This is a genomic window from Burkholderia sp. MSHR3999, from assembly GCF_000833595.1.
GTDB lineage: Bacteria > Pseudomonadota > Gammaproteobacteria > Burkholderiales > Burkholderiaceae > Burkholderia > Burkholderia ubonensis.
Genome location: NZ_JRFO01000001.1, coordinates 1078642 through 1095675, shown reverse-complemented (window position 1 = coordinate 1095675; position 17034 = coordinate 1078642). Strand labels below are relative to the sequence as shown.

General features: G+C 65.1%; 17 protein-coding genes and 2 tRNA genes. 10 read left to right on the top strand and 9 right to left on the bottom strand.

From position 1 onward, the window contains the following. Nucleotides 1-2 precede the first annotated feature (2 nt). The 3 genes from KY49_RS34410 (at nucleotide 3) to KY49_RS05225 (ending at nucleotide 4419) form a co-directional block, all read left to right on the top strand. Nucleotides 3-2099 (top strand): glycosyl hydrolase family 28-related protein, encoded by a 2097-nt coding sequence (locus tag KY49_RS34410; RefSeq protein ID WP_052495607.1) that lies wholly within the window; start codon nucleotides 3-5, stop codon nucleotides 2097-2099. 187 nt (nucleotides 2100-2286) lie between these two features. After that, complete coding sequence (locus KY49_RS05230; protein WP_042583639.1) at nucleotides 2287-3084, top strand: DNA adenine methylase; 798 nt, start codon at nucleotides 2287-2289, stop codon at nucleotides 3082-3084. Nucleotides 3085-3243: 159 nt separating this feature from the next. After that, nucleotides 3244-4419: a DUF6402 family protein gene (locus KY49_RS05225; RefSeq protein WP_082062299.1), complete on the top strand. Its 1176-nt coding sequence runs from the start codon at nucleotides 3244-3246 to the stop codon at nucleotides 4417-4419. 617 nt (nucleotides 4420-5036) lie between these two features. On the opposite strand, the gene KY49_RS05220 is transcribed toward KY49_RS05225, so the two are convergent. The 3 genes from KY49_RS05220 to KY49_RS36880 all read right to left on the bottom strand — a co-directional run bounded on the left by KY49_RS05220 (nucleotide 5037) and on the right by KY49_RS36880 (nucleotide 6565). Continuing rightward, nucleotides 5037-5113 (bottom strand) — tRNA-Arg (locus KY49_RS05220). 145 nt (nucleotides 5114-5258) lie between these two features. Next, nucleotides 5259-6089, bottom strand: a complete 831-nt coding sequence (locus KY49_RS05215; RefSeq protein WP_042583637.1) for an undecaprenyl-diphosphate phosphatase — start codon at nucleotides 6087-6089, stop codon at nucleotides 5259-5261. Nucleotides 6090-6187: 98 nt separating this feature from the next. After that, on the bottom strand, nucleotides 6188-6565 hold the full coding sequence (locus KY49_RS36880; protein ID WP_139253474.1) for a hypothetical protein: 378 nt from the start codon (nucleotides 6563-6565) through the stop codon (nucleotides 6188-6190). Between the two features lie 22 nt (nucleotides 6566-6587). Between KY49_RS36880 and KY49_RS05210 the strand changes: the two genes are divergently transcribed. Continuing rightward, the gene (locus KY49_RS05210; protein ID WP_042583636.1) at nucleotides 6588-7499 is read left to right on the top strand and encodes an aldose epimerase family protein; all 912 of its coding nucleotides are present in this window, start codon (nucleotides 6588-6590) and stop codon (nucleotides 7497-7499) included. A gap of 122 nt (nucleotides 7500-7621) precedes the next feature. Next, on the top strand, nucleotides 7622-8320 hold the full coding sequence (locus tag KY49_RS05205; RefSeq protein WP_042583635.1) for a peptidoglycan DD-metalloendopeptidase family protein: 699 nt from the start codon (nucleotides 7622-7624) through the stop codon (nucleotides 8318-8320). A 68-nt stretch (nucleotides 8321-8388) separates the two neighbouring features. Here KY49_RS05205 and KY49_RS38045 read toward each other — a convergent pair whose 3' ends face one another. Then, on the bottom strand, nucleotides 8389-8526 hold the full coding sequence (locus tag KY49_RS38045; protein WP_174963995.1) for a hypothetical protein: 138 nt from the start codon (nucleotides 8524-8526) through the stop codon (nucleotides 8389-8391). A 169-nt stretch (nucleotides 8527-8695) separates the two neighbouring features. Between KY49_RS38045 and KY49_RS05200 the strand changes: the two genes are divergently transcribed. Genes KY49_RS05200 through KY49_RS05190 form a run of 3 tightly spaced genes read left to right on the top strand, consistent with a single transcriptional unit; the run spans nucleotide 8696 to nucleotide 12082 of the window. Further along, nucleotides 8696-10315, top strand: a complete 1620-nt coding sequence (locus KY49_RS05200; protein ID WP_042583634.1) for an acyl-CoA synthetase — start codon at nucleotides 8696-8698, stop codon at nucleotides 10313-10315. Between the two features lie 53 nt (nucleotides 10316-10368). After that, on the top strand, nucleotides 10369-10692 hold the full coding sequence (locus tag KY49_RS05195) for a DUF2288 domain-containing protein (protein ID WP_042583633.1): 324 nt from the start codon (nucleotides 10369-10371) through the stop codon (nucleotides 10690-10692). Between the two features lie 10 nt (nucleotides 10693-10702). Further along, on the top strand, nucleotides 10703-12082 hold the full coding sequence (locus KY49_RS05190; RefSeq protein ID WP_042583632.1) for an MATE family efflux transporter: 1380 nt from the start codon (nucleotides 10703-10705) through the stop codon (nucleotides 12080-12082). 3 nt (nucleotides 12083-12085) lie between these two features. Here KY49_RS05190 and KY49_RS38040 read toward each other — a convergent pair whose 3' ends face one another. Then, a complete protein-coding gene (locus tag KY49_RS38040; protein ID WP_088500805.1) occupies nucleotides 12086-12259 on the bottom strand; it encodes a hypothetical protein in 174 nt (57 codons plus the stop codon). Between the two features lie 138 nt (nucleotides 12260-12397). On the opposite strand from KY49_RS38040, the gene KY49_RS38035 reads away from it, so the two are divergent. Continuing rightward, complete coding sequence (locus KY49_RS38035; protein WP_010092639.1) at nucleotides 12398-12568, top strand: hypothetical protein; 171 nt, start codon at nucleotides 12398-12400, stop codon at nucleotides 12566-12568. 223 nt (nucleotides 12569-12791) lie between these two features. On the opposite strand, the gene KY49_RS05185 is transcribed toward KY49_RS38035, so the two are convergent. Further along, nucleotides 12792-13598, bottom strand: coding sequence for a GNAT family N-acetyltransferase (locus tag KY49_RS05185; protein WP_010092640.1), 807 nt, complete (start codon nucleotides 13596-13598; stop codon nucleotides 12792-12794). 149 nt (nucleotides 13599-13747) lie between these two features. Then, nucleotides 13748-14209 carry a phosphohistidine phosphatase SixA gene (gene sixA, locus KY49_RS05180; RefSeq protein ID WP_042583631.1) on the bottom strand — a complete coding sequence of 154 codons (462 nt, stop codon included), beginning with the start codon at nucleotides 14207-14209 and terminating at the stop codon, nucleotides 13748-13750. Between the two features lie 103 nt (nucleotides 14210-14312). Between sixA and KY49_RS05175 the strand changes: the two genes are divergently transcribed. After that, nucleotides 14313-14389, top strand: a tRNA-Pro gene (locus tag KY49_RS05175). 328 nt (nucleotides 14390-14717) lie between these two features. On the opposite strand, the gene KY49_RS38415 is transcribed toward KY49_RS05175, so the two are convergent. Beyond that, on the bottom strand, nucleotides 14718-15704 hold the full coding sequence (locus tag KY49_RS38415; protein WP_231636337.1) for a hypothetical protein: 987 nt from the start codon (nucleotides 15702-15704) through the stop codon (nucleotides 14718-14720). After that, on the bottom strand, nucleotides 15701-16966 hold the full coding sequence (locus KY49_RS05155; RefSeq protein ID WP_042583629.1) for an NAD(P)/FAD-dependent oxidoreductase: 1266 nt from the start codon (nucleotides 16964-16966) through the stop codon (nucleotides 15701-15703). Before KY49_RS05155 ends, KY49_RS38415 begins: the two co-directional genes overlap by 4 nt. Nucleotides 16967-17034 lie beyond the last annotated feature (68 nt).

The following is a 17034-nucleotide window of genomic DNA, read 5'->3' as shown; positions in this document are numbered from 1 at the left end:
CCATGCAACGCATCGACAGCCTCGACGGCCGATTTCACGACGGCGACCCGACGAAAGGTCTGCTGGGAACGTTCGTGATGGCTGCGTGGCTCAACGCACTTCAGGAGGAGGTGGCATCCGTCGTCGAAAGCACGGGTGTCGCGCTCGATCCGACCCGTTACACGCAGCTGCGTGATGCCATTCACGCGCTCAACGTTCGGCGGTCTATTCTCACCGACAGCGGCGTGAAGAACGCCTACGCGGCATCGAATCCGACGCCACTGACTGCCGACACACTGGTGCACGGCGTTCGGCAGCTGGTGCAGATCGAAAACGGCAACGACGGCCCGTCGACATACGCACCGGACGGGTTGCCGCCAAAGCCAATCTACAGCATGAATCACCTGCTCCTGCAGGGTGGCGAGCTGGTCTCACCGGGCGTCGCGGATTTGACCTATATCGTCCATGCGGCATTCAATCAAGGAAACGGCGCCTGGCTGCTCGATGATTGTTCGGGCGGTGGCCGGCAGACCGCGCCGGCAACGCATAGCGGTCACGCCGTGCCGCTCGGCCAGCTCACCGATAGCAGCAAGGCGACACCTGGTGCGGCACTGATCGGATGGGATGGCGGCACGCTTGCAACGCAGATTCAACGCCGAATCAGCTACGTAGCGGATTCGGTCGCAGAGGTCAGTGGACTGGACGTCGCAAAATACACGCGCGCCTTTGCCACCGGCTTCAGCGCTATCGGTGATGGCGGGGGTGGTCCGTACCAGTATCTGTCGACGTCGACGGCAACCGTCGATGGTGCAACGGTACTCGCCGCTGCAGGCGGCGTCGGCCGCTGGCATCTGCAGATCACGGGGCCGATCTCCGTGAAGCAGTTCGGCGCGAAGGGCGACGGCGTGCACGACGACACGGTCGCCGTGCGCGCCTGGATTGCTTTCGTGCTCGCGACGGGCGTGGAAGCGTATGCGCCGGCCGGGACGTACCTCATCACGCAGCAGATCGTCATGGACTGGGGCGTTGCATGGAAGCCGGGGGCGAAGTTCCGGGGCGCGGGCATCAACCGGTCAGTGTTCGATCTGTCGAGTGTGATCGCGTCGCCGGCATGGCTGATGACCGACTCGACCGGCCAGAAAGCAGCGTTTCACGGCGGGTTCAGCGATATCGGCATCAAGGCCACGTGTTCCGGGCCGGCGCTCCAGGTCGGCCTCGAAGATGGTTCCGATGCGTTCAATGAGTTCGAGATCAAGGTCAGCGTGTCGAACCTGAACCCGACCAGCAACGCGTGCGCGATCGAACTGAACGGCGTCTACAACAGCGACCTGTTCCTTGTGGGCAACAACGCGGGACGCGGCGACGCATTGCGGCTTCGATACCTACAGTTCTCGCGCATGTTCGGCAGCTTCGGTAATGCCGAGACGGCCATGCATATGACCGGCGGCTACGTGAACGGCAACTCGTTCATCGCGCTGGACCTCGAAGTGGTCAACAACTGCGTGGTGATCGACGCGGCCAGCATCGCGCGCAACACGTGGATCGGTGGCCAGTTCGTATGGGACAACGGCGTCGGCCCGAAGGGGCATGCGATCGTGGCGACGAACGGCAATACCAACCGCTTCATCGGATGCAATTTCGCGAGCGCCGGAAGCTTCGTCGACCCCGGCAGCGCGGTCGGCCTTGAGGTCGACAATACGGGCGTAGGCATGCACACGTCAGGTGGCGCGCTCGTCTCACCGATCTCGGGCGATGCTGCACTGACGGTCGATTCGGTGGCCGGCAACATGGCCGAGTTCTCGTTCCGCACCGCCGGCAAGCTGCGATGGACGCTCGCTCGCAATAGCGCGGGAGAGACAGGCAACAATGCCGGGTCGGACCTGATTCTTTCGCGTTATGACGACAACGGCAACGTCATCGATAACCCGATGTGGGTGAACCGTGCGTCAGGGATCGTCGATACGCCGAAACTCTCCGTGCAGGCGATCGCACTGTTCGGCGGGGGCCTGATCAATGCGCCGACGTCGATCACCGGCTCACGTGGCGGCAATACGGCGGTTGCATCGATCATCAACTTACTGACCAAGTTGAATTTGGGCATCGACAACACGACGGCATAACGCAGCACTGGGTGTCGACGTTTGCGGAAACGGCACGACGCTTGAAAAAAACAGGACGGCCAGCGCGAACGGATGCACCGCCGCACTGGCCGCCGTACACCATCACGGTAGTACAGGCCAAGGCCCTGTCACCTCCCGCTCACGGAGGTTGGACTATTCTAACCAGCAAAAATACTTCGCAACACAAATGGCACTACCCATCATTCCTTGGCTCGGCGGCAAGCGCCGCCTGGCCGATCAACTCATTCCACTCTTTCCGCAACACGAATGCTACGTCGAGGTATTTTGCGGCGGCGCTGCGTTGTACTTCCTGCGGCCGATGCCGGCGCAGGTCGAGGTGCTGAACGACATCAAGGGCGATCTGGTGAATCTGTATCGCGTGGTGCAGAACCACCTCGAAGAGTTCGTGCGGCAGTTCAAGTATGCGATTTCGAGCCGGCAGGTGTTCAAGTGGCATCAGCAGTCGGTCCCGGAAACCCTCACCGATATACAGCGTGCTGCGCGCTTCTACTACCTCCAGCATCACGCGTTTGGCGGGAAGGTCGAAGGGCAAACGTTCGGTACCGCGACCACCGCGCCGGCTCCCAACCTGCTGCGAATTGAGGAGAGCCTCTCGGCCGCGCATCTGCGGCTTGCAGGCGCGCACATCGAGAACCTCTCATGGCTCGAATGCATGGAGCGTTACGATCGGCCGCACACCTTCTTCTATTGCGATCCACCGTATTGGGAGACCGAGGGTTACGGCGTGCCGTTCCCATTCGAGAACTACGAGCGAATGGCCGCGTTCATGCGCACGTGCAAAGGGAAGGTGATGGTGAGCATCAACGACCATCCTGACATCCGGAGAGTGTTCGAAGGCTTGCCGATGCTCGGCCTATCGATCAAGTACAGCGTGAACAATGTGCATGGTGGCCCGTCGGCCGCCGCCCGCGAGCTGGTGATCACGAACTGGGAGCCTGGCACCCAAACCGGTGGGCTCTTTTAGCGTATCGAGCGTAGCGCGCTATCGTCCGACAATTTAAACCTTGTTGACCATACGTTTCCTTGCGGTGCAGTAGGCTCGGCATACCTGCGCCGCAGGGGAGCAACCCCAACGACGCAAGGTGCGACGACCACGACGATATAGAGGAACGCGCCAGTGTCGATGACAAACCCGAAGTTTCCGTACTACTCGATCAACAAGCTACTGTGGCGGTGGAAACGGCACGACGACGCCTGCTGGATTGTGCCCGACGTGGCCCTGTCGCTGGACCGTCCTCCCCCGGACACTCTATGCGTTCAACCAAGTCCGCCAGCGCCACCCAAGCCTCCAAGGAGAAAACCGGAGGTTGGCGACACATTGCTGGCGATGATGGACGCGCATTCGCGCTTCAAAACCTGGCTCAATACGCCCGATCCGCCGAAGCCACCCAAGCCGGCCCCCACGCCAAAGCAACCGCAGGTTCCGCCTTTCGATATTCAGGAGATTCCCGGCGCAATGCGCAAGGAAATGATGCCCGTGGCGGCAAAGCTCATGGAGCGATGGTTTGCGGGGGAGTTGAACTACGGGCGGACCGATGACGACACAAAGGCCGAGATCAATCAGCGGGGCGAACCATATCCGTCAAGCATGTATGACATGACGACGGTCAAGCTGGATTGGGCGCTAAAGCCTCGACGCGCCAGAGAGCAGTACGACTACCTCATCAGTTCGGCGATTCGCACACCGAAGGCCAAGGAACAGCTGGGTAAAATCCTTGGACGCTACAAGCGTCCAGGTGTCAAATTGGACGTCTGGGTGATGTGCGGAGAGAACCTGCGGAACCTTCACAGGCACTTTCAGTTCACGTTTGCGAGAGTCGGAAGCACATTGGCTCAGAAGATTACGGAAGACATCGATGCGAGATTCCACAGCAACGGTGTACCCGACGACCTCAACGGTGCGCTAGGGTCGTTCAACCTCTACGCCGCCCCCGCGTACGTCACGTTCGATGTCGATGGTCGGTTTGCGGAAGTGTCAGGCATCTACGTCTACATCAAGGACAGCTATGACTTTACCGACAAGGCGGGCCAAATATCTCAATATCTGGGGCATTGGAGCAAGGACGGAATCATCGTCCTGGACTACAACGGCTTCGTTGGATATCTGAATAGGCCCGAGTTGTATCGCGCCTATGCCGTCACCATGGGCGATCCGTCAGTGAAAGGCAACGTCTACTACCCAGTCCACAATAGCGACTTCAGAGAGTGGGCGATAAAGCACCAGCGTGGTGGGGACTTTGTCGTGTACTCGGACTACCGATTCGTTCCGATCTACCCGCCGATGAAGGTCTGGTTATGACAAAAGTTGCAAAAGCGGCGACTTGGCTCGTTCTAGTAGTAGCGGCAGTTGCCGCGCTCGCTTATGCATGGGACGTCGATCGTCGATCAAAGGCCGACGAGTGCGTGAAGAGTACGTCTCCGGACGGGCGATACGTTGCAGAGCGATGCCTGGTCCAGTGGAGAGGACCCGATGACTGCGACTATGTCGGCAGAGTCTACGACGCCAAGTCGGGCCAACTCCTGGTGGAACGATCCTTCAGCACGCCCGTGCCGGAATTGTCCTGGTGGAAGAATACGGTGTCATTTTCGCGCGGCGGTGACGAGGCGTCCTCGGTGTACCTTCCGCCTTCCCTGTATGACCGCGTCAAGGCGCTCCTACCGTAGGATTGACCGAACCGCCAATTTCGGGCCGCCCTCGGGCGGCTTCATTTTGCGCTCAACGGTGACAAACCGACCGCGAAAGCTAGCAGTTCCCCGTGACAAACAGGTCGCTAAACCGTGTCAAATCGCGCGCGACGTTACACTGACATGGACTGATTCAGATTCGTGTTGCTCCGAATCACCTACATGGCGCCCACACGAAGATCGGGAAGATGGGAGATCAGCCTTACGTAATCAGCTAACCATTGATTTTACTGGCCCGCCCTACACGATTCGAACGTGTGACCTACGGCTTAGAAGGCCGTTGCTCTATCCAACTGAGCTAAGGGCGGTCTGGGGAAGAAGACACGGGCTCGACGCCGGCCGCCCGCGCAAAAGAGGAAAAAAGCACCCTCGACAACAAAACGGGCCCGGCGAGAACCGAGCCCGAAATTATACCCGATCCCCATGAAAGTCATGAAGGATCGCCCCACCGCGTCACACCGGCTGCGGATGGAACATGAACCAGCCGAGACAGAACACCCCCGCGATCGCGCAATACATGCCGAACGACGCCAGCCGCCCGCGCCCTTCGAAATAGCGCATCAGGAAACGCACGCTCAGGTAGGCCGCAACCGCCGTCAGCACGCCGCCGAGCAGCGCGTCGGCAAGCTGGTCCCGTGCATGAAACAGCTTCGGCAGCTCGAGCACGCCCGCAGCGAAAATGATCGGCGTGCCGAGCAGGAACGAGAATTCCGCCGCCTTCTCCGCGGTCAGCCCCGCCGCGTTGCCGGCGATCATCGTCAGGCCGCTGCGCGAAAAACCCGGAATCAGCGCGCCCACCTGCGCAAGCCCCACGAAAAACGCCTGCTTGAACGTCAGCTTCTCGGGCGGCTGATGCGCGCGACTGCGCTGGATGCGATCGCCGATCCACAGCAGCGCGCCGTTGACGATCAGCGCGATCGCGACGATCCGCAGATCGTGAAACACGCGCTCGATGCGCTTCTCGAGCAGCAGGCCGACGAGCCCCGTCGGAATCGTGCCGATGATGAGCGCCCACATCAGGTGCCCCTCATCGTTCTTGCGACCGCCGAGCGACGCGAAGAAGCCGCGGATCAGCTCGATCCAGCGCGTACGGAAATACCACAGCAGCGCCAGCGCGGTGCCGAGGTGCAGCGCGACGAGAAACGGCAGCAACTGCGGCGCGTGCTTGTCGATATGCATGCCGAACAACGCCGGCACGAGCAACGTATGGCCGAGACTGCTGACGGGAAAGAGTTCAGTCACGCCCTGCAGGACGCTCAGGAATGCCAGAAACGAGAGACTCACGCGTCGGTCCTCTAAAAAAACAGATCAAAAGCGGAAAGGAATTCCGGACGACGCGGTGGGCCGCCCGGAAGCGCGGCCCCGATTATGCCGAGCACACATTACTGCGCCAAGGCATTTGGCAGGATATTGCTGAGATGCATACAAACGCTTGCAATTCGTAAGCAATCAGAAAGCAAAAAGCCCGCCATCTGAATGGCGGGCTTACGAAATTCGGCAGATTTTGCCGTCAGCGGCCGAGCTGGTAGAAAAACAGCACCGTGCTGCCGGTGAACATCCCAAACAGGGCGATACCCATTGCCATTGCCAGATCCATGGCCCCCTCCTCGAAGTGTCATGACCCGGCAACATGACCGGTTCAGGCCATTATCCAGACGCATTACAAATTGCAAAGCTCGCAATTTCCCCAGAAGGGTTTTCCCCGACGCCCGCGCGGCCCGATAATGGAGCGCGCCGCCCTGCGGCAGGCCGTCTTCCAACCCCATCCACTCCCGATTCCCCATGCCGATCTTCCAGCAACACGAGATTCACGAACTTCACGCCGGCGCGTCTCTCGTCCGGATCGCCCCGCAATTCGGCGGACGATTGCTGTCGTGGCACGTCGACGGCGAACCCGTCATCTTCTGGCCGGACACCGCGGACTGGAGCCAGCTCGCGCGCGTGCGCGGCGGTAATCCGCTGCTCTTCCCGTTTCTCGGCCGGCACCGCGTCGACGGCGAACTCGGCCGCTGGCGCGACGCGTCGGGCGTGGTCCGCGACCTGCCGATGCACGGCTTCGCGCGCGACCTGCCGTTCGCGGCGCAGCCGTACGCCGACGGCACGGCGCTCGCGATGACGCTCGACGCGAACGACGCGCTCAAGGCGGGCTACCCGTTCGACTTCCGTTTCGAAGCGGCCTACCGCCTCGTCGATTCGCACACGCTCGACGTCGCGCTGACGACGACCAATCGCGGCGACGCGCCGCTGCCGTACTACGCGGGCCATCACTTCTACTTCGCGCTGCCGCACGCGGAGCGCGCCCAGACGACGCTCGAACTGCCGCCGACGCATCGGCGCGAACAGCGCCCCGACGGCGCCATCAGCGCGCCGGAGCCCGGCGAAGCGCGCTACGCGCTCGACGACGCGCGCATTCACGACCGCTTCCACTGCCTCGACGGCGCGCCGTCCGCCCCCGTGCGGATCGTGATGCCGGGCCGCCGCCGCACGATCGAGATCGCGCTCGACGTGCCGGGCTCGATCCCGTGGTACGCGGTCACGACCTGGACGGAGAAGCCGGATTCGGACTTCTACTGCGTCGAGCCGTGGCTCGGCCTGCCCGACGCCATCCACAACGGGCTCGGGCTGCGCATGCTCGCGCCCGGCGCGACCGAAAGCGCGGCGCTGCGGATTCGCGTCAGCCCGCTTGCGGCCTGACATTTCGCGCACCGAACGGATGCCCGGCGGCGCCAAACTGCGGGCCGCAGGTCGAACCCGTTAAAATCTGATGTTTTGTGTCACCTGCCGCGCCCGCGCGCGGCAGGGTTTTGCGAGGTTCAATGTTCGGAACAACCACGAAGCGATTCATCGCGGCGTCGTTCGCCGCCCTGCTCGCCGCCTGCGGCTCCGCGCCGGTCGGCCCCGGGTTCTACCGCGTCGAGCGCGGCGACACGCTCTACAAGATCGCGCGCGACAACCGCCAGTCGGTGCAAAGCATCGCGCGCTGGAACCAGATCTCGAACCCGGATGCGATCGAAGTCGGCCAGGTGCTGCGCGTCGCGCCGCCGCCCGGCACGACGACATCGTCGTCGGCGAGCGTCGGCACCGGCAGCGCGGGACGCAGCCGCCCTGCGCCGTCCACGCCGGCCCAATCGCCCGTGAAGCCGGCCACCAGCATCGCGCTGATCTGGCCGGCCGCCGGCAACGTGGTGCGCACCTTCGACGGCGCGAAGTCCAAGGGAATCGACATCGCCAACTCGGCGGGCACGGCGGTGAACGCGGCGGCGCCGGGCGTCGTCGTCTACGCGGGGAACGGGCTGCGCGGCTACGGCAACCTGATCATCCTCAAGCACAACGCGGATTACCTGACCGCGTACGCGCACAATCGCGCGCTGCTCGTGAAGGAAGGCCAGTCGGTGACGCAAGGGCAGACGATCGCCGAGATGGGCAACACCGACAGCGATCGCGTCGCGCTGCATTTCGAACTGCGCTACGGCGGCCGTTCGATCGATCCGTCGCGCTACCTGCCGGCGCGCTGACGGCGCGACCGCCAGCGCCGGCGCGCATCAGGTGCGGTCGGGCGCGTGCATGTTCGGGAAGGGACGAATCAGCGCTTGCGCAGCCGGTCGAACACGCGACCGGACAAGTGGCCGGATAACGGGTCGACGTGGCGTGCGAACGCCACCAGCGCCCCGATTCCGATCAGACTGAACCCCGCAGCTATCAGAAGCATATCCGTGGTCATGACAAGTATCAGCAGCGATCTTATGCGTCATTTCGGAATCGTGCATTGAGCTGCGCATGCCGGGCGAATCGGCATCGTCCCGAAGATCGCTTACAGTGTGATCCAGGACGCATGAAGGCCGGTGCAAGTCCGCCCCCGGCCGTCACGATCCGCGCCACGGAGACACCCGATGCTGCCCGCCGCCGACTGCTACGACACGCTGCTGTCCCGCTTCGCATGGGCCGTTCCGGCCCGCTACAACATCGCCGTCGACACCTGCGACAAATGGGCGGACGGCAGCGGCCGGCTTGCGCTGATCCACGAAACCGCGCAAGGCGGCGTCTCGAGGCTGACGTTCGACGATCTGAGGAACGCCTCTAATCGGCTCGCGAACAGCTTCGTGCGCGCCGGCCTGCGGCGCGGCGACCGGATCGGCATCTTCCTCGCCCAGGGCCCGGAAACGGCCGTCGCGCATCTCGCCGCGTACAAGCTCGGCGCGATCGCAGTGCCGCTGTTCACGCTGTTCGGCGCCGACGCGCTCGAATACCGGCTCGCGAACAGCGACGCGGCGGCGCTCGTCACCGACGCCGCCGGCTACGCGAAGATCGCGCCGCTGCGCGCGCGGCTGCCGGCGCTGCGGACGCTCTACTGCATCGGCGACGACGCGCCCGACACAGCCGGCGTGCTGCGCTACGACGCGGCGCTGGCCGCCGAATCCGCCGATTTCTCGCCGGTCGATACGGCAGCCGACGATCCGGCGCTGATCATCTACACGTCCGGCACGACCGGCAAGCCGAAGGGCGCGCTGCATGCGCACCGCGTGCTGCTCGGCCATCTGCCCGGCGTCGAGATGTCGCAGCAGTGCTTTCCGCGCGACGCGCGCCTGTTCTGGACGCCCGCCGACTGGGCATGGATCGGCGGCCTGCTCGACGTGCTGCTGCCGTCATGGCACCACTGCGTGCCGGTGCTCGCGCGCCGGTTCGAGAAATTCGACGGCGCGGCGGCATTCGACCTGATGGCCCGTCACGGCGTCACCCACGCATTCCTGCCGCCGACCGCGCTGAAGCTGATGCGCGCCGTGCCGCAGCCGCGCGAGCGCTATGCGCTGGCGCTGAAATCGGTTGCGAGCGGCGGCGAATCGCTCGGCAGCGAGCTGACGGCCTGGGGGCGCGACGCGCTCGGCGTCACGATCAACGAGTTCTACGGGCAGACCGAATGCAACATGGTGCTCTCGTCGTGCGCGGCGCTGTTCGCGCCGCGGCCGGGCGCGATCGGCAAGGCCGTGCCCGGCCACCGGGTCGCGATCGTCGACGCGCATGGCGCGCCGCTGCCGCCCGGTGTCGAAGGCCGCATCGCGGTGCGCGGCCCGGATCCCGTGATGTTTCTCGAATACTGGCGCAACCCCGACGCGACGCGCGACAAGTTCGCCGGCGATTACCTGCTGACGGGCGACACGGGCGTGCTCGATGCCGACGGCTTCGTGCGCTTCGTCGGCCGCGATGACGACGTGATCACGAGCGCGGGCTACCGGATCGGCCCCGGCCCGATCGAGGACTGCCTGCTCACGCATCCCGCGGTGCGGATGGCGGCCGTCGTCGGCGTGCCCGACGCGACGCGCACCGAGATCGTCAAGGCGTTCGTCGTGCTGAACCCGGGCTACGCCGGCGACGACGCGCTCGTGCAGGCGCTACAGGCGCACGTGAAGACGCGCCTCGCGGCGCACGAGTATCCGCGCGCGATCGCGTTCGTCGACGGCCTGCCGATGACGGCGACCGGCAAGATCGTGCGGCGCGCGCTGCGCGACGCCTGAGCCCGCGACCGGATGGTTTATAGTGGCGCACACGCAGTTTTTTGCAGAAATCCATGTCCTCCGAACACGAATCCGCCGCGGGCGCGTCGCATAGCCCGCTCTACGTCAAACTCCTCGGCGAAACCGCGAAGATCGACTGGTGCGATCTGGAGCGCTTCTTCGCGCAGGGCAAGCTGCTCGCGGTGGCCCGCGATCTCGATCTCGTGAGCGTCGCCGAGGCGATCGCCCGCGACGACAAGGAACAGGTCACCCGCTGGCTCGCCGCCGGCCACGTCGCCCGCATGGAGGCGGACACCGCACAGGACTACGCGGCGCGCAATCCGGAACTGTGGGCGGTCGTCGTCTCGCCGTGGATCTGCGTGCAGGAACGCGCCTGACGCGTTCGCCATGTCCGACTCCGCCTTGTCGCCCGCGGCCGGCGCGCACCCGACCGATGTGTCGCATCGGCGCGTGCTCGCGCTCGCCTTCCCGATCGTCCTCGCGAACCTGACCCAGCCGATTCTCGGCGCGGTCGACACGGCCGTCGCCGGCCACCTCGACGGCGCGCAGTATCTCGGCGGCGTCGCGCTCGGCGGGCTGGTCTTCAATTTCGTGTTCTGGGGCTTCGGCTTCCTGCGGATGGGCACGACGGGCCTCGTCGCGCAGGCGCACGGCGCGCGCGACGACAACGGCATCCGGCTGAACGTGCTGCGCGCGCTGATCGCCGCCTTTGCGCTCGGCGCCGCGGTGCTGGCGCTGCAGGCGCCGCTGCTGTCGATCGCGCTCACCGCGCTGGGCGGCAGCGATGCGGTGCGCGCCACGGCGCTGACGTACGGCCACGCGCGGATCTGGAGCGCCCCGTTCGCGCTCGCGAACTACGTCGTGCTCGGCTATCTGCTCGGGGTGCAGCGGGTCCGGCTCGCGCTCGTCGCGCAGGTGTTCATCAACGCGGTGAACATCGGCGCGGTGCTGCTGTACGTGTACGGCTTCGGCTGGGGCATCGCCGGCATTGGTGCCGCGACCGCCACCGCGGACGCGTGCGGCTTCGCGCTCGGCGCCTGGATGCTGTGGCGGCTGCGGCCGCGCGGCCTGCCGCCGCTCGCGGCGCGCGCGCTCGTCGATCGCGCCGCGCTCATGCGCCTCGTCGCATTGAATCGCGACATCTTCATCCGCACGCTGTGCCTGCTGACCGCGTTCGGCTGGTTCGCGCACCTCGGTGCGCAACAGGGCGACGCGACGCTGGCGGCGAACGCACTGCTGCTCAACTTCCAGACCTTCATGGCGTACGGCCTCGACGGCTTCGCGCATGCGGCCGAAGCGCTCGTCGGCGCGGCGGCCGGTGCGCGCGATCGCGCGGCGTTCCGGCAGGCGGTGCGCGTCACGCTGTTCTGGTCCGCGCTCGGCGCGCTGGCGTTCACGCTCGTCTACTGGACGGCGGGCGGCTGGATCGTCGCGCGCCTGACCGACCAGGCGACGATCCGCGCGGTTGCGGATCGCTATCTGCCGTGGGCCGCGCTCTCGCCCGTCGTGTCCGTGTGGGGATTCCTGCTCGACGGCGTGTTCATCGGCGCGACGCAGACCCGCGCGCTGCTGCGCGCGATGGTCGTGTCGTTCGCGGTATTCGCCGCCGCCGCGCTCACCCTCGTCGGCCCGTTCGGCAATCACGGGCTCTGGCTCGCGCTGCTGCTGTTCATGGCCGCGCGCGGCGCGACGCTCGCGCGCTACCTGCCCGGCTTGTCGGCGCGGATCGGCGGCGACGCGCGGGCGGCGCCGACATCCGCCGCATAGGCGTTACTGCGTGGCGGACGGCGGCTCGGCCAGCATCGACGGCGGCGTCATGTCGGTCGGCACGCCGTGATAATCGGCCGGGTCCTGCGGCGGGTGGCCGCGGCGGGCCTGGCGGGGGTCGCTCGCGCAGCCGGCGAGGATCGATGCGGCCAGCACGGCCAGCGCGAAACGGGTCATCAGGTCTTGCTCCGGAAAGGAACGCGCGCCTGCGGCGCGCTCGGGTCGGGCCGAGTCTAACGGATTTCCGCCTTCGAAGTGGCGACGCGCATGTCCTACTATGTACTGATGGCGCTGTGCCGTTGAAAGGAGGCTGCCATGTCGTCTGAGGAAATCGCCGGCCTGATCGGCCTGTTCATCGGCGTGATGGTGCTGGTCGCCCTCTCGTACTTCGAGGCGCGCGAATACAAGCGCACTCACGGCGGCGAGGGCATGATCCACCACTGGATGGCGGAGCACCACCTGCTCGACTGGCGGCGCAAGCACTAAGCCGTCCCGCCGCCCTTCCCGTCTCGACCTGCGCGGAAGCGAGGTCGTCCTGCACCGTGCCGTTTGGGCATGGAGGGTGCGCTGTGTCGCGCCAAACGATGGGGAGCCGGACTCGCCGTCACTTTCGCTGAAAGAACAAGCGGACAAACGAACGCCGCCGTGCGGTCTGCCGCCGGCGGCGTTCATGCGTGCGCCCGCCGCGCGGGCGCACGTCGATCGATGCTCAGCCCAGGAAGTGGCGGGCGTAGCGCGCGTTGATGTCGGACAGGCGGAACAGCGTGAGGAAATCCGCGCAGTTGAAGTCCGGATCCCAGGCGGGTGCGCCGCAGATCTTCGCGCCGAGCCGCAGGTAGCCCTTGATCAGCGGCGGCGGCGCAACGGCGACGCCGGTCTGCAGCTCGTCGACCGGCAGCGCCGTGTGCGGGAACGCGCGATATTCGGGGTCGGTCAGTGCGCTGGCCGGCAGCGACTGGTACAGGTTCGCTGCGTAGTGGCCGCCGTCCGCCATCGACACGCTCGCGCAACCGAGCATCGTTTCGTAGCCGTTCTGCATCATGTACGCGCCGAGGCCGCCCCAGAGCGCCATGATGACCGCGCCGCTGCGATAGTCGCTATGCACGCACGAGCGACCGACCTCGACCATCTTGCCGCGCAGGTGCGTCAGGCGCGACAGGTCGAATTCCCCTTCCGCGTACAGGCGGCCGACACGGGCGGCCTCGTGCGGCGGCAGCACGCGATACGTGCCGACGACCTTCAGGGTGTCGAGATCGCGAACCAGCAGGTGGTCGCAATAGGCGTCGAAAGGATCCACGTCGAGACCGGCGGGACCGCTGACCTGCGCGCCCATCTCTTCGGCGAACACGCTGTAGCGCAGGCGCTGGGCCTCGCGCAGCTCGTCTTCCGTGCGCGCCCACGCGGCGCGCAGGCGGAACTCCGCCGTGACGGTTTCAGCGGCGCGCGGCAGGTGGCGCCGCGCCGAGTCGAGGGGCAGCGAGGCAAAGGGGAGCGTAGGCGTCGGCAGTTCTCGCATTAGGCTTTCCTGATCGTAAGGAATAAGACGACATGCCCGCCAATTTAGTAATCGGCTGTGACCGTTACGTGGCAAGTCCGTGTCCGTTCAGTGACGTGTCGCCGAACTGACTTTAGCAGAAAGCTTGCGAAAACGTATGATCAAACCCTTCAAACCAGATCGGGCGTCATGACGGCGCGCAGCACTGCCTGCCGGTTGCCGTTCCGCGTGCGGCTCGCGAGCCATACGATACCGCCTTTCTTGACGCTCCAGCTATCGTCGCTGCCGGCCACCAGCCGCGCGGCGACGCTGCCGAGCGTCGGCTGATGGCCGACGATCACTACCGTCGGTGCGATGCCGTCCGGCCAGCCGGCGGCCGCGAGCACGTCGTCGACGTCCGCGCCGGGCGCGAGCGCGTCGACGGTCCGGTACTGGTCGGTCAGCGCCTCGACCGTCTGCACGGTGCGCGCCGCCGGGCTCGCGAGGATCACGCTGCTGGCCTCCAGCCGGCCGCGCAGCCATTTCGCCATCGCCTGCGCCTCCTTGCGCCCGCGTGAGGTCAGCTGGCGCGCGAGGTCGCTCGCCGCGTAGTCTTCTGCTTCGGCGTGGCGCCACAGGATCAGGTTCATCATGGTTTTCTCCGCGGTGCGTGACGGGTTTGCACCACCACGGCACTCGAACATGCATCGTGCGATTGACTTGGCACGCTATTCAACGATAGAATCTCTGGCTCGTCGGAGCGTAGCGCAGCCTGGTAGCGCATCTGATTTGGGATCAGAGGGTCGTAGGTTCGAATCCTATCGCTCCGACCAAGGAAATCAAGGGGTTACGGTTAATCGCCGTAACCCCTTTTCCATTTCTGGATTCTTGATCCCAACATTGCCCCCAACGGACCAGAATCTTGGTCGGTTGCTGCCAGTATATGGGCGCGGTCAGGGTCGCTCTTGTCCAAATCGCGGGCATACGCCACGTTGGTGAGGGTCGCGGTGAAGATCAGTGCGCATGCAGCGAGCCTGGATAACTTCATCATCGACAATATTCGCGAAAGAAGTGCGTGAAAGTTGATCCGCTTCAGGAAATCCGGACCGAAATTGGTGTTGGCGTCACGATTCGAATACGATGGCCCCCCTCCCAACGACATCAATCGAAGTGAATATCGGTCGACAGCACATTCCTTGAATCAACACGAACGACGCAGTGACGTGCGGTCTCCACCGTATTGAGACTCACATAGCGCTGCTTCAACTGCTCACGCGTCGCTTGCGGGTCCATGCTTCGCATCGACTCGATCTGGGATTCGGTGACTTCCTCCGGCGCAGACAGAACGGGCGTGCACGTCAGGTTGACCGGCCTCCCGCCATAGGAGCCATTGACCCCGCCGGTCGTCTCGTCGTCGATGCCCTTCACGACAACCGCCCCATCGACCTTCACTTCATACTGGTCGTGAGCAAAATGCCCTTTCTTCACGCATAGCGTAAGCGAACTGCCGGACGCATTCGGCATGCTTTCGCCCGGCGTGCAGAAATCCTTGCCCGCACCCGGCTCGTCAGCGACTTGGGGCGGCGCCTCCTCCTTGATCTCATACGACGGGTTGCGCGCCCAGCGGCCGAGGTCCCTGCCGATCACGACGGTCGTCCGTTCGAGGATCGAGCACGTTCCCTTGAACGCGCCCCACACGCCACCCACCGACCAACGGTTGATCTTGGTATGACGGGTGACCTTGCCGTCCTCGATCAGATCCGCGGTGACGGTCGTGGCCTTGGGTCCGCTCCATGCGCCACCGCCGACGCCCAGTACATGGGTGATCTGCAGCCTGAGAACCTTGGCATCCCCTGCCTCGGCCTGCGACGCCACGGTGCCGTCGCCGCCTCTGTTGATCTTGCGAAGTACGTCGCCGACGTGGCGCGTCAGCATGTCTTCGATGTGGCATTCGTCCTTGACCCGCTGGACGACACCGGCATCCGGCGCGTAGGTCACCGGGGTTTCGAGCAGGATCTGGCTTGCCGCGAAAGCGGAACTGGTTGAGAGGCACAGGCCGATGAGGAAAAGGCGCTTCATAGCTAGCTTGATGAATTGTGTGTCTGTCGGATGACCCGGGATCATGATGCCCGGCTCACGCATGCTCACGGCGTCGCGTCGCCATGCGGGGCCGGACGGCAGATTTCCGCCAGCACCTCGAGACGCCGAACCGGATCGCGCACGAACGGATTCGACTCGTCCCATGCGTAGCCGGCGAGGATCGCGCAGACCATGCGCTTCACTTCCGGCGCCTTGTCGTCGTGGAAGACGATGTCCTGCAGGTCGCCCGAATACCATTTCTCGACGAACGCGCGGAACGTATCGATGCCCTTGCGCAGCGCGACGTCGTAATCCCGCTGCCAGTCCACCGCTTCGCCGCGCCACTGCCGTTCGAGCGCCTGCACCGCCAGATGCGACGAGCGCATCGCGATCGTGACGCCCGACGAGAAGATCGGATCGAGAAACTCGCCGGCATTGCCGAGCAGCGCATAGCCGGGGCCGTGCAGCCGCTCGACGTTGGCCGCATAGCCGCCGATATGGCGCACCGGCATCACGAACGGCTTCTCGCCGACGAGACGGGCAAGCGTCGGCTCGGTCTGCAACAGCTCGCGCAACAGCGCTTCGCGCTGCGCGTCCGGCACGTCGACGAACGCCGCTTCGGCGACGCAGCCGACCGACGAGCGGCCGTTCGTCAATGGAATCATCCAGAACCACACGTCGCGCCGCTCCGGATGCACCGCGATGCAGATCTTGTCGCGATCGGTCGATCCCGCCGGCAGGCGATCCTCGACGTGCGAGAACAGCGCCGCGCGCGTCGGCATGCGCGTGGGCGCCTCGAGATCGAGCAGGCGCGGCAGCACGCGGCCGAAGCCGCTCGCGTCCAGCACGAACGACGCGTGCACGCGATAGTCGCGCCCCGCTTCGTCGACGACGTCGAGCTGCGGCCGGTCGCCCGGCATGAACGCACGCACCGTATGGCCGAACCGCACGTCGGCGCCCTGCTGCGCCGCGCAGCGGATCAGCAGGTCGTCGAAGGCCGCGCGCTCGACCTGGTACGCGGTGCCCCAGCCCGGCGTCGTCTTCTCGCGGAAATCGAACGACGACATGCGATCGCGATGCACGAAATATGCGCCGTTCTTGAACTGGAAGCCCGCCTCCACGACGGCCTGCAGCATGCCCGCCTCGTCGAGGTAATGCATGCTTTGCGGCAACAGGCTCTCGCCGATCGAAAAGCGCGGAAAATGCTGGCGCTCCAGCACGAGCACCGACCGTCCCGCCTTGCGCAACAGCCCCGCGGCCACCGCGCCGGAAGGCCCGGCGCCGATGATCGCGACGTCGACGTTCAATTGCTCCGATTTCATCTCATTCATATGTTGCCTGCCCGTTTGATTCGATGGGACGTGACGGCTTTGCGCGCCGCACGTCCGTAATGCCAATT

What these genes read in the sequence shown, in the direction of transcription:
- KY49_RS34410 (WP_052495607.1), top strand. Translation starts at nt 3, where the DNA reads ATGCAACGCATCGACAGCCTCGACGGCCGATTTCACGACGGCGACCCG.
- KY49_RS05230 (WP_042583639.1), top strand. Translation starts at nt 2,287, where the DNA reads ATGGCACTACCCATCATTCCTTGGCTCGGCGGCAAGCGCCGCCTGGCC.
- KY49_RS05225 (WP_082062299.1), top strand. Translation starts at nt 3,244, where the DNA reads ATGACAAACCCGAAGTTTCCGTACTACTCGATCAACAAGCTACTGTGG.
- KY49_RS05210 (WP_042583636.1), top strand. Translation starts at nt 6,588, where the DNA reads ATGCCGATCTTCCAGCAACACGAGATTCACGAACTTCACGCCGGCGCG.
- KY49_RS05205 (WP_042583635.1), top strand. Translation starts at nt 7,622, where the DNA reads ATGTTCGGAACAACCACGAAGCGATTCATCGCGGCGTCGTTCGCCGCC.
- KY49_RS38045 (WP_174963995.1), bottom strand. Translation starts at nt 8,526, where the DNA reads ATGACCACGGATATGCTTCTGATAGCTGCGGGGTTCAGTCTGATCGGA.
- KY49_RS05200 (WP_042583634.1), top strand. Translation starts at nt 8,696, where the DNA reads ATGCTGCCCGCCGCCGACTGCTACGACACGCTGCTGTCCCGCTTCGCA.
- KY49_RS05195 (WP_042583633.1), top strand. Translation starts at nt 10,369, where the DNA reads ATGTCCTCCGAACACGAATCCGCCGCGGGCGCGTCGCATAGCCCGCTC.
- KY49_RS05190 (WP_042583632.1), top strand. Translation starts at nt 10,703, where the DNA reads ATGTCCGACTCCGCCTTGTCGCCCGCGGCCGGCGCGCACCCGACCGAT.
- KY49_RS38040 (WP_088500805.1), bottom strand. Translation starts at nt 12,259, where the DNA reads ATGACCCGTTTCGCGCTGGCCGTGCTGGCCGCATCGATCCTCGCCGGC.
- KY49_RS38035 (WP_010092639.1), top strand. Translation starts at nt 12,398, where the DNA reads ATGTCGTCTGAGGAAATCGCCGGCCTGATCGGCCTGTTCATCGGCGTG.
- KY49_RS05185 (WP_010092640.1), bottom strand. Translation starts at nt 13,598, where the DNA reads ATGCGAGAACTGCCGACGCCTACGCTCCCCTTTGCCTCGCTGCCCCTC.
- sixA (WP_042583631.1), bottom strand. Translation starts at nt 14,209, where the DNA reads ATGATGAACCTGATCCTGTGGCGCCACGCCGAAGCAGAAGACTACGCG.
- KY49_RS05155 (WP_042583629.1), bottom strand. Translation starts at nt 16,966, where the DNA reads ATGAATGAGATGAAATCGGAGCAATTGAACGTCGACGTCGCGATCATC.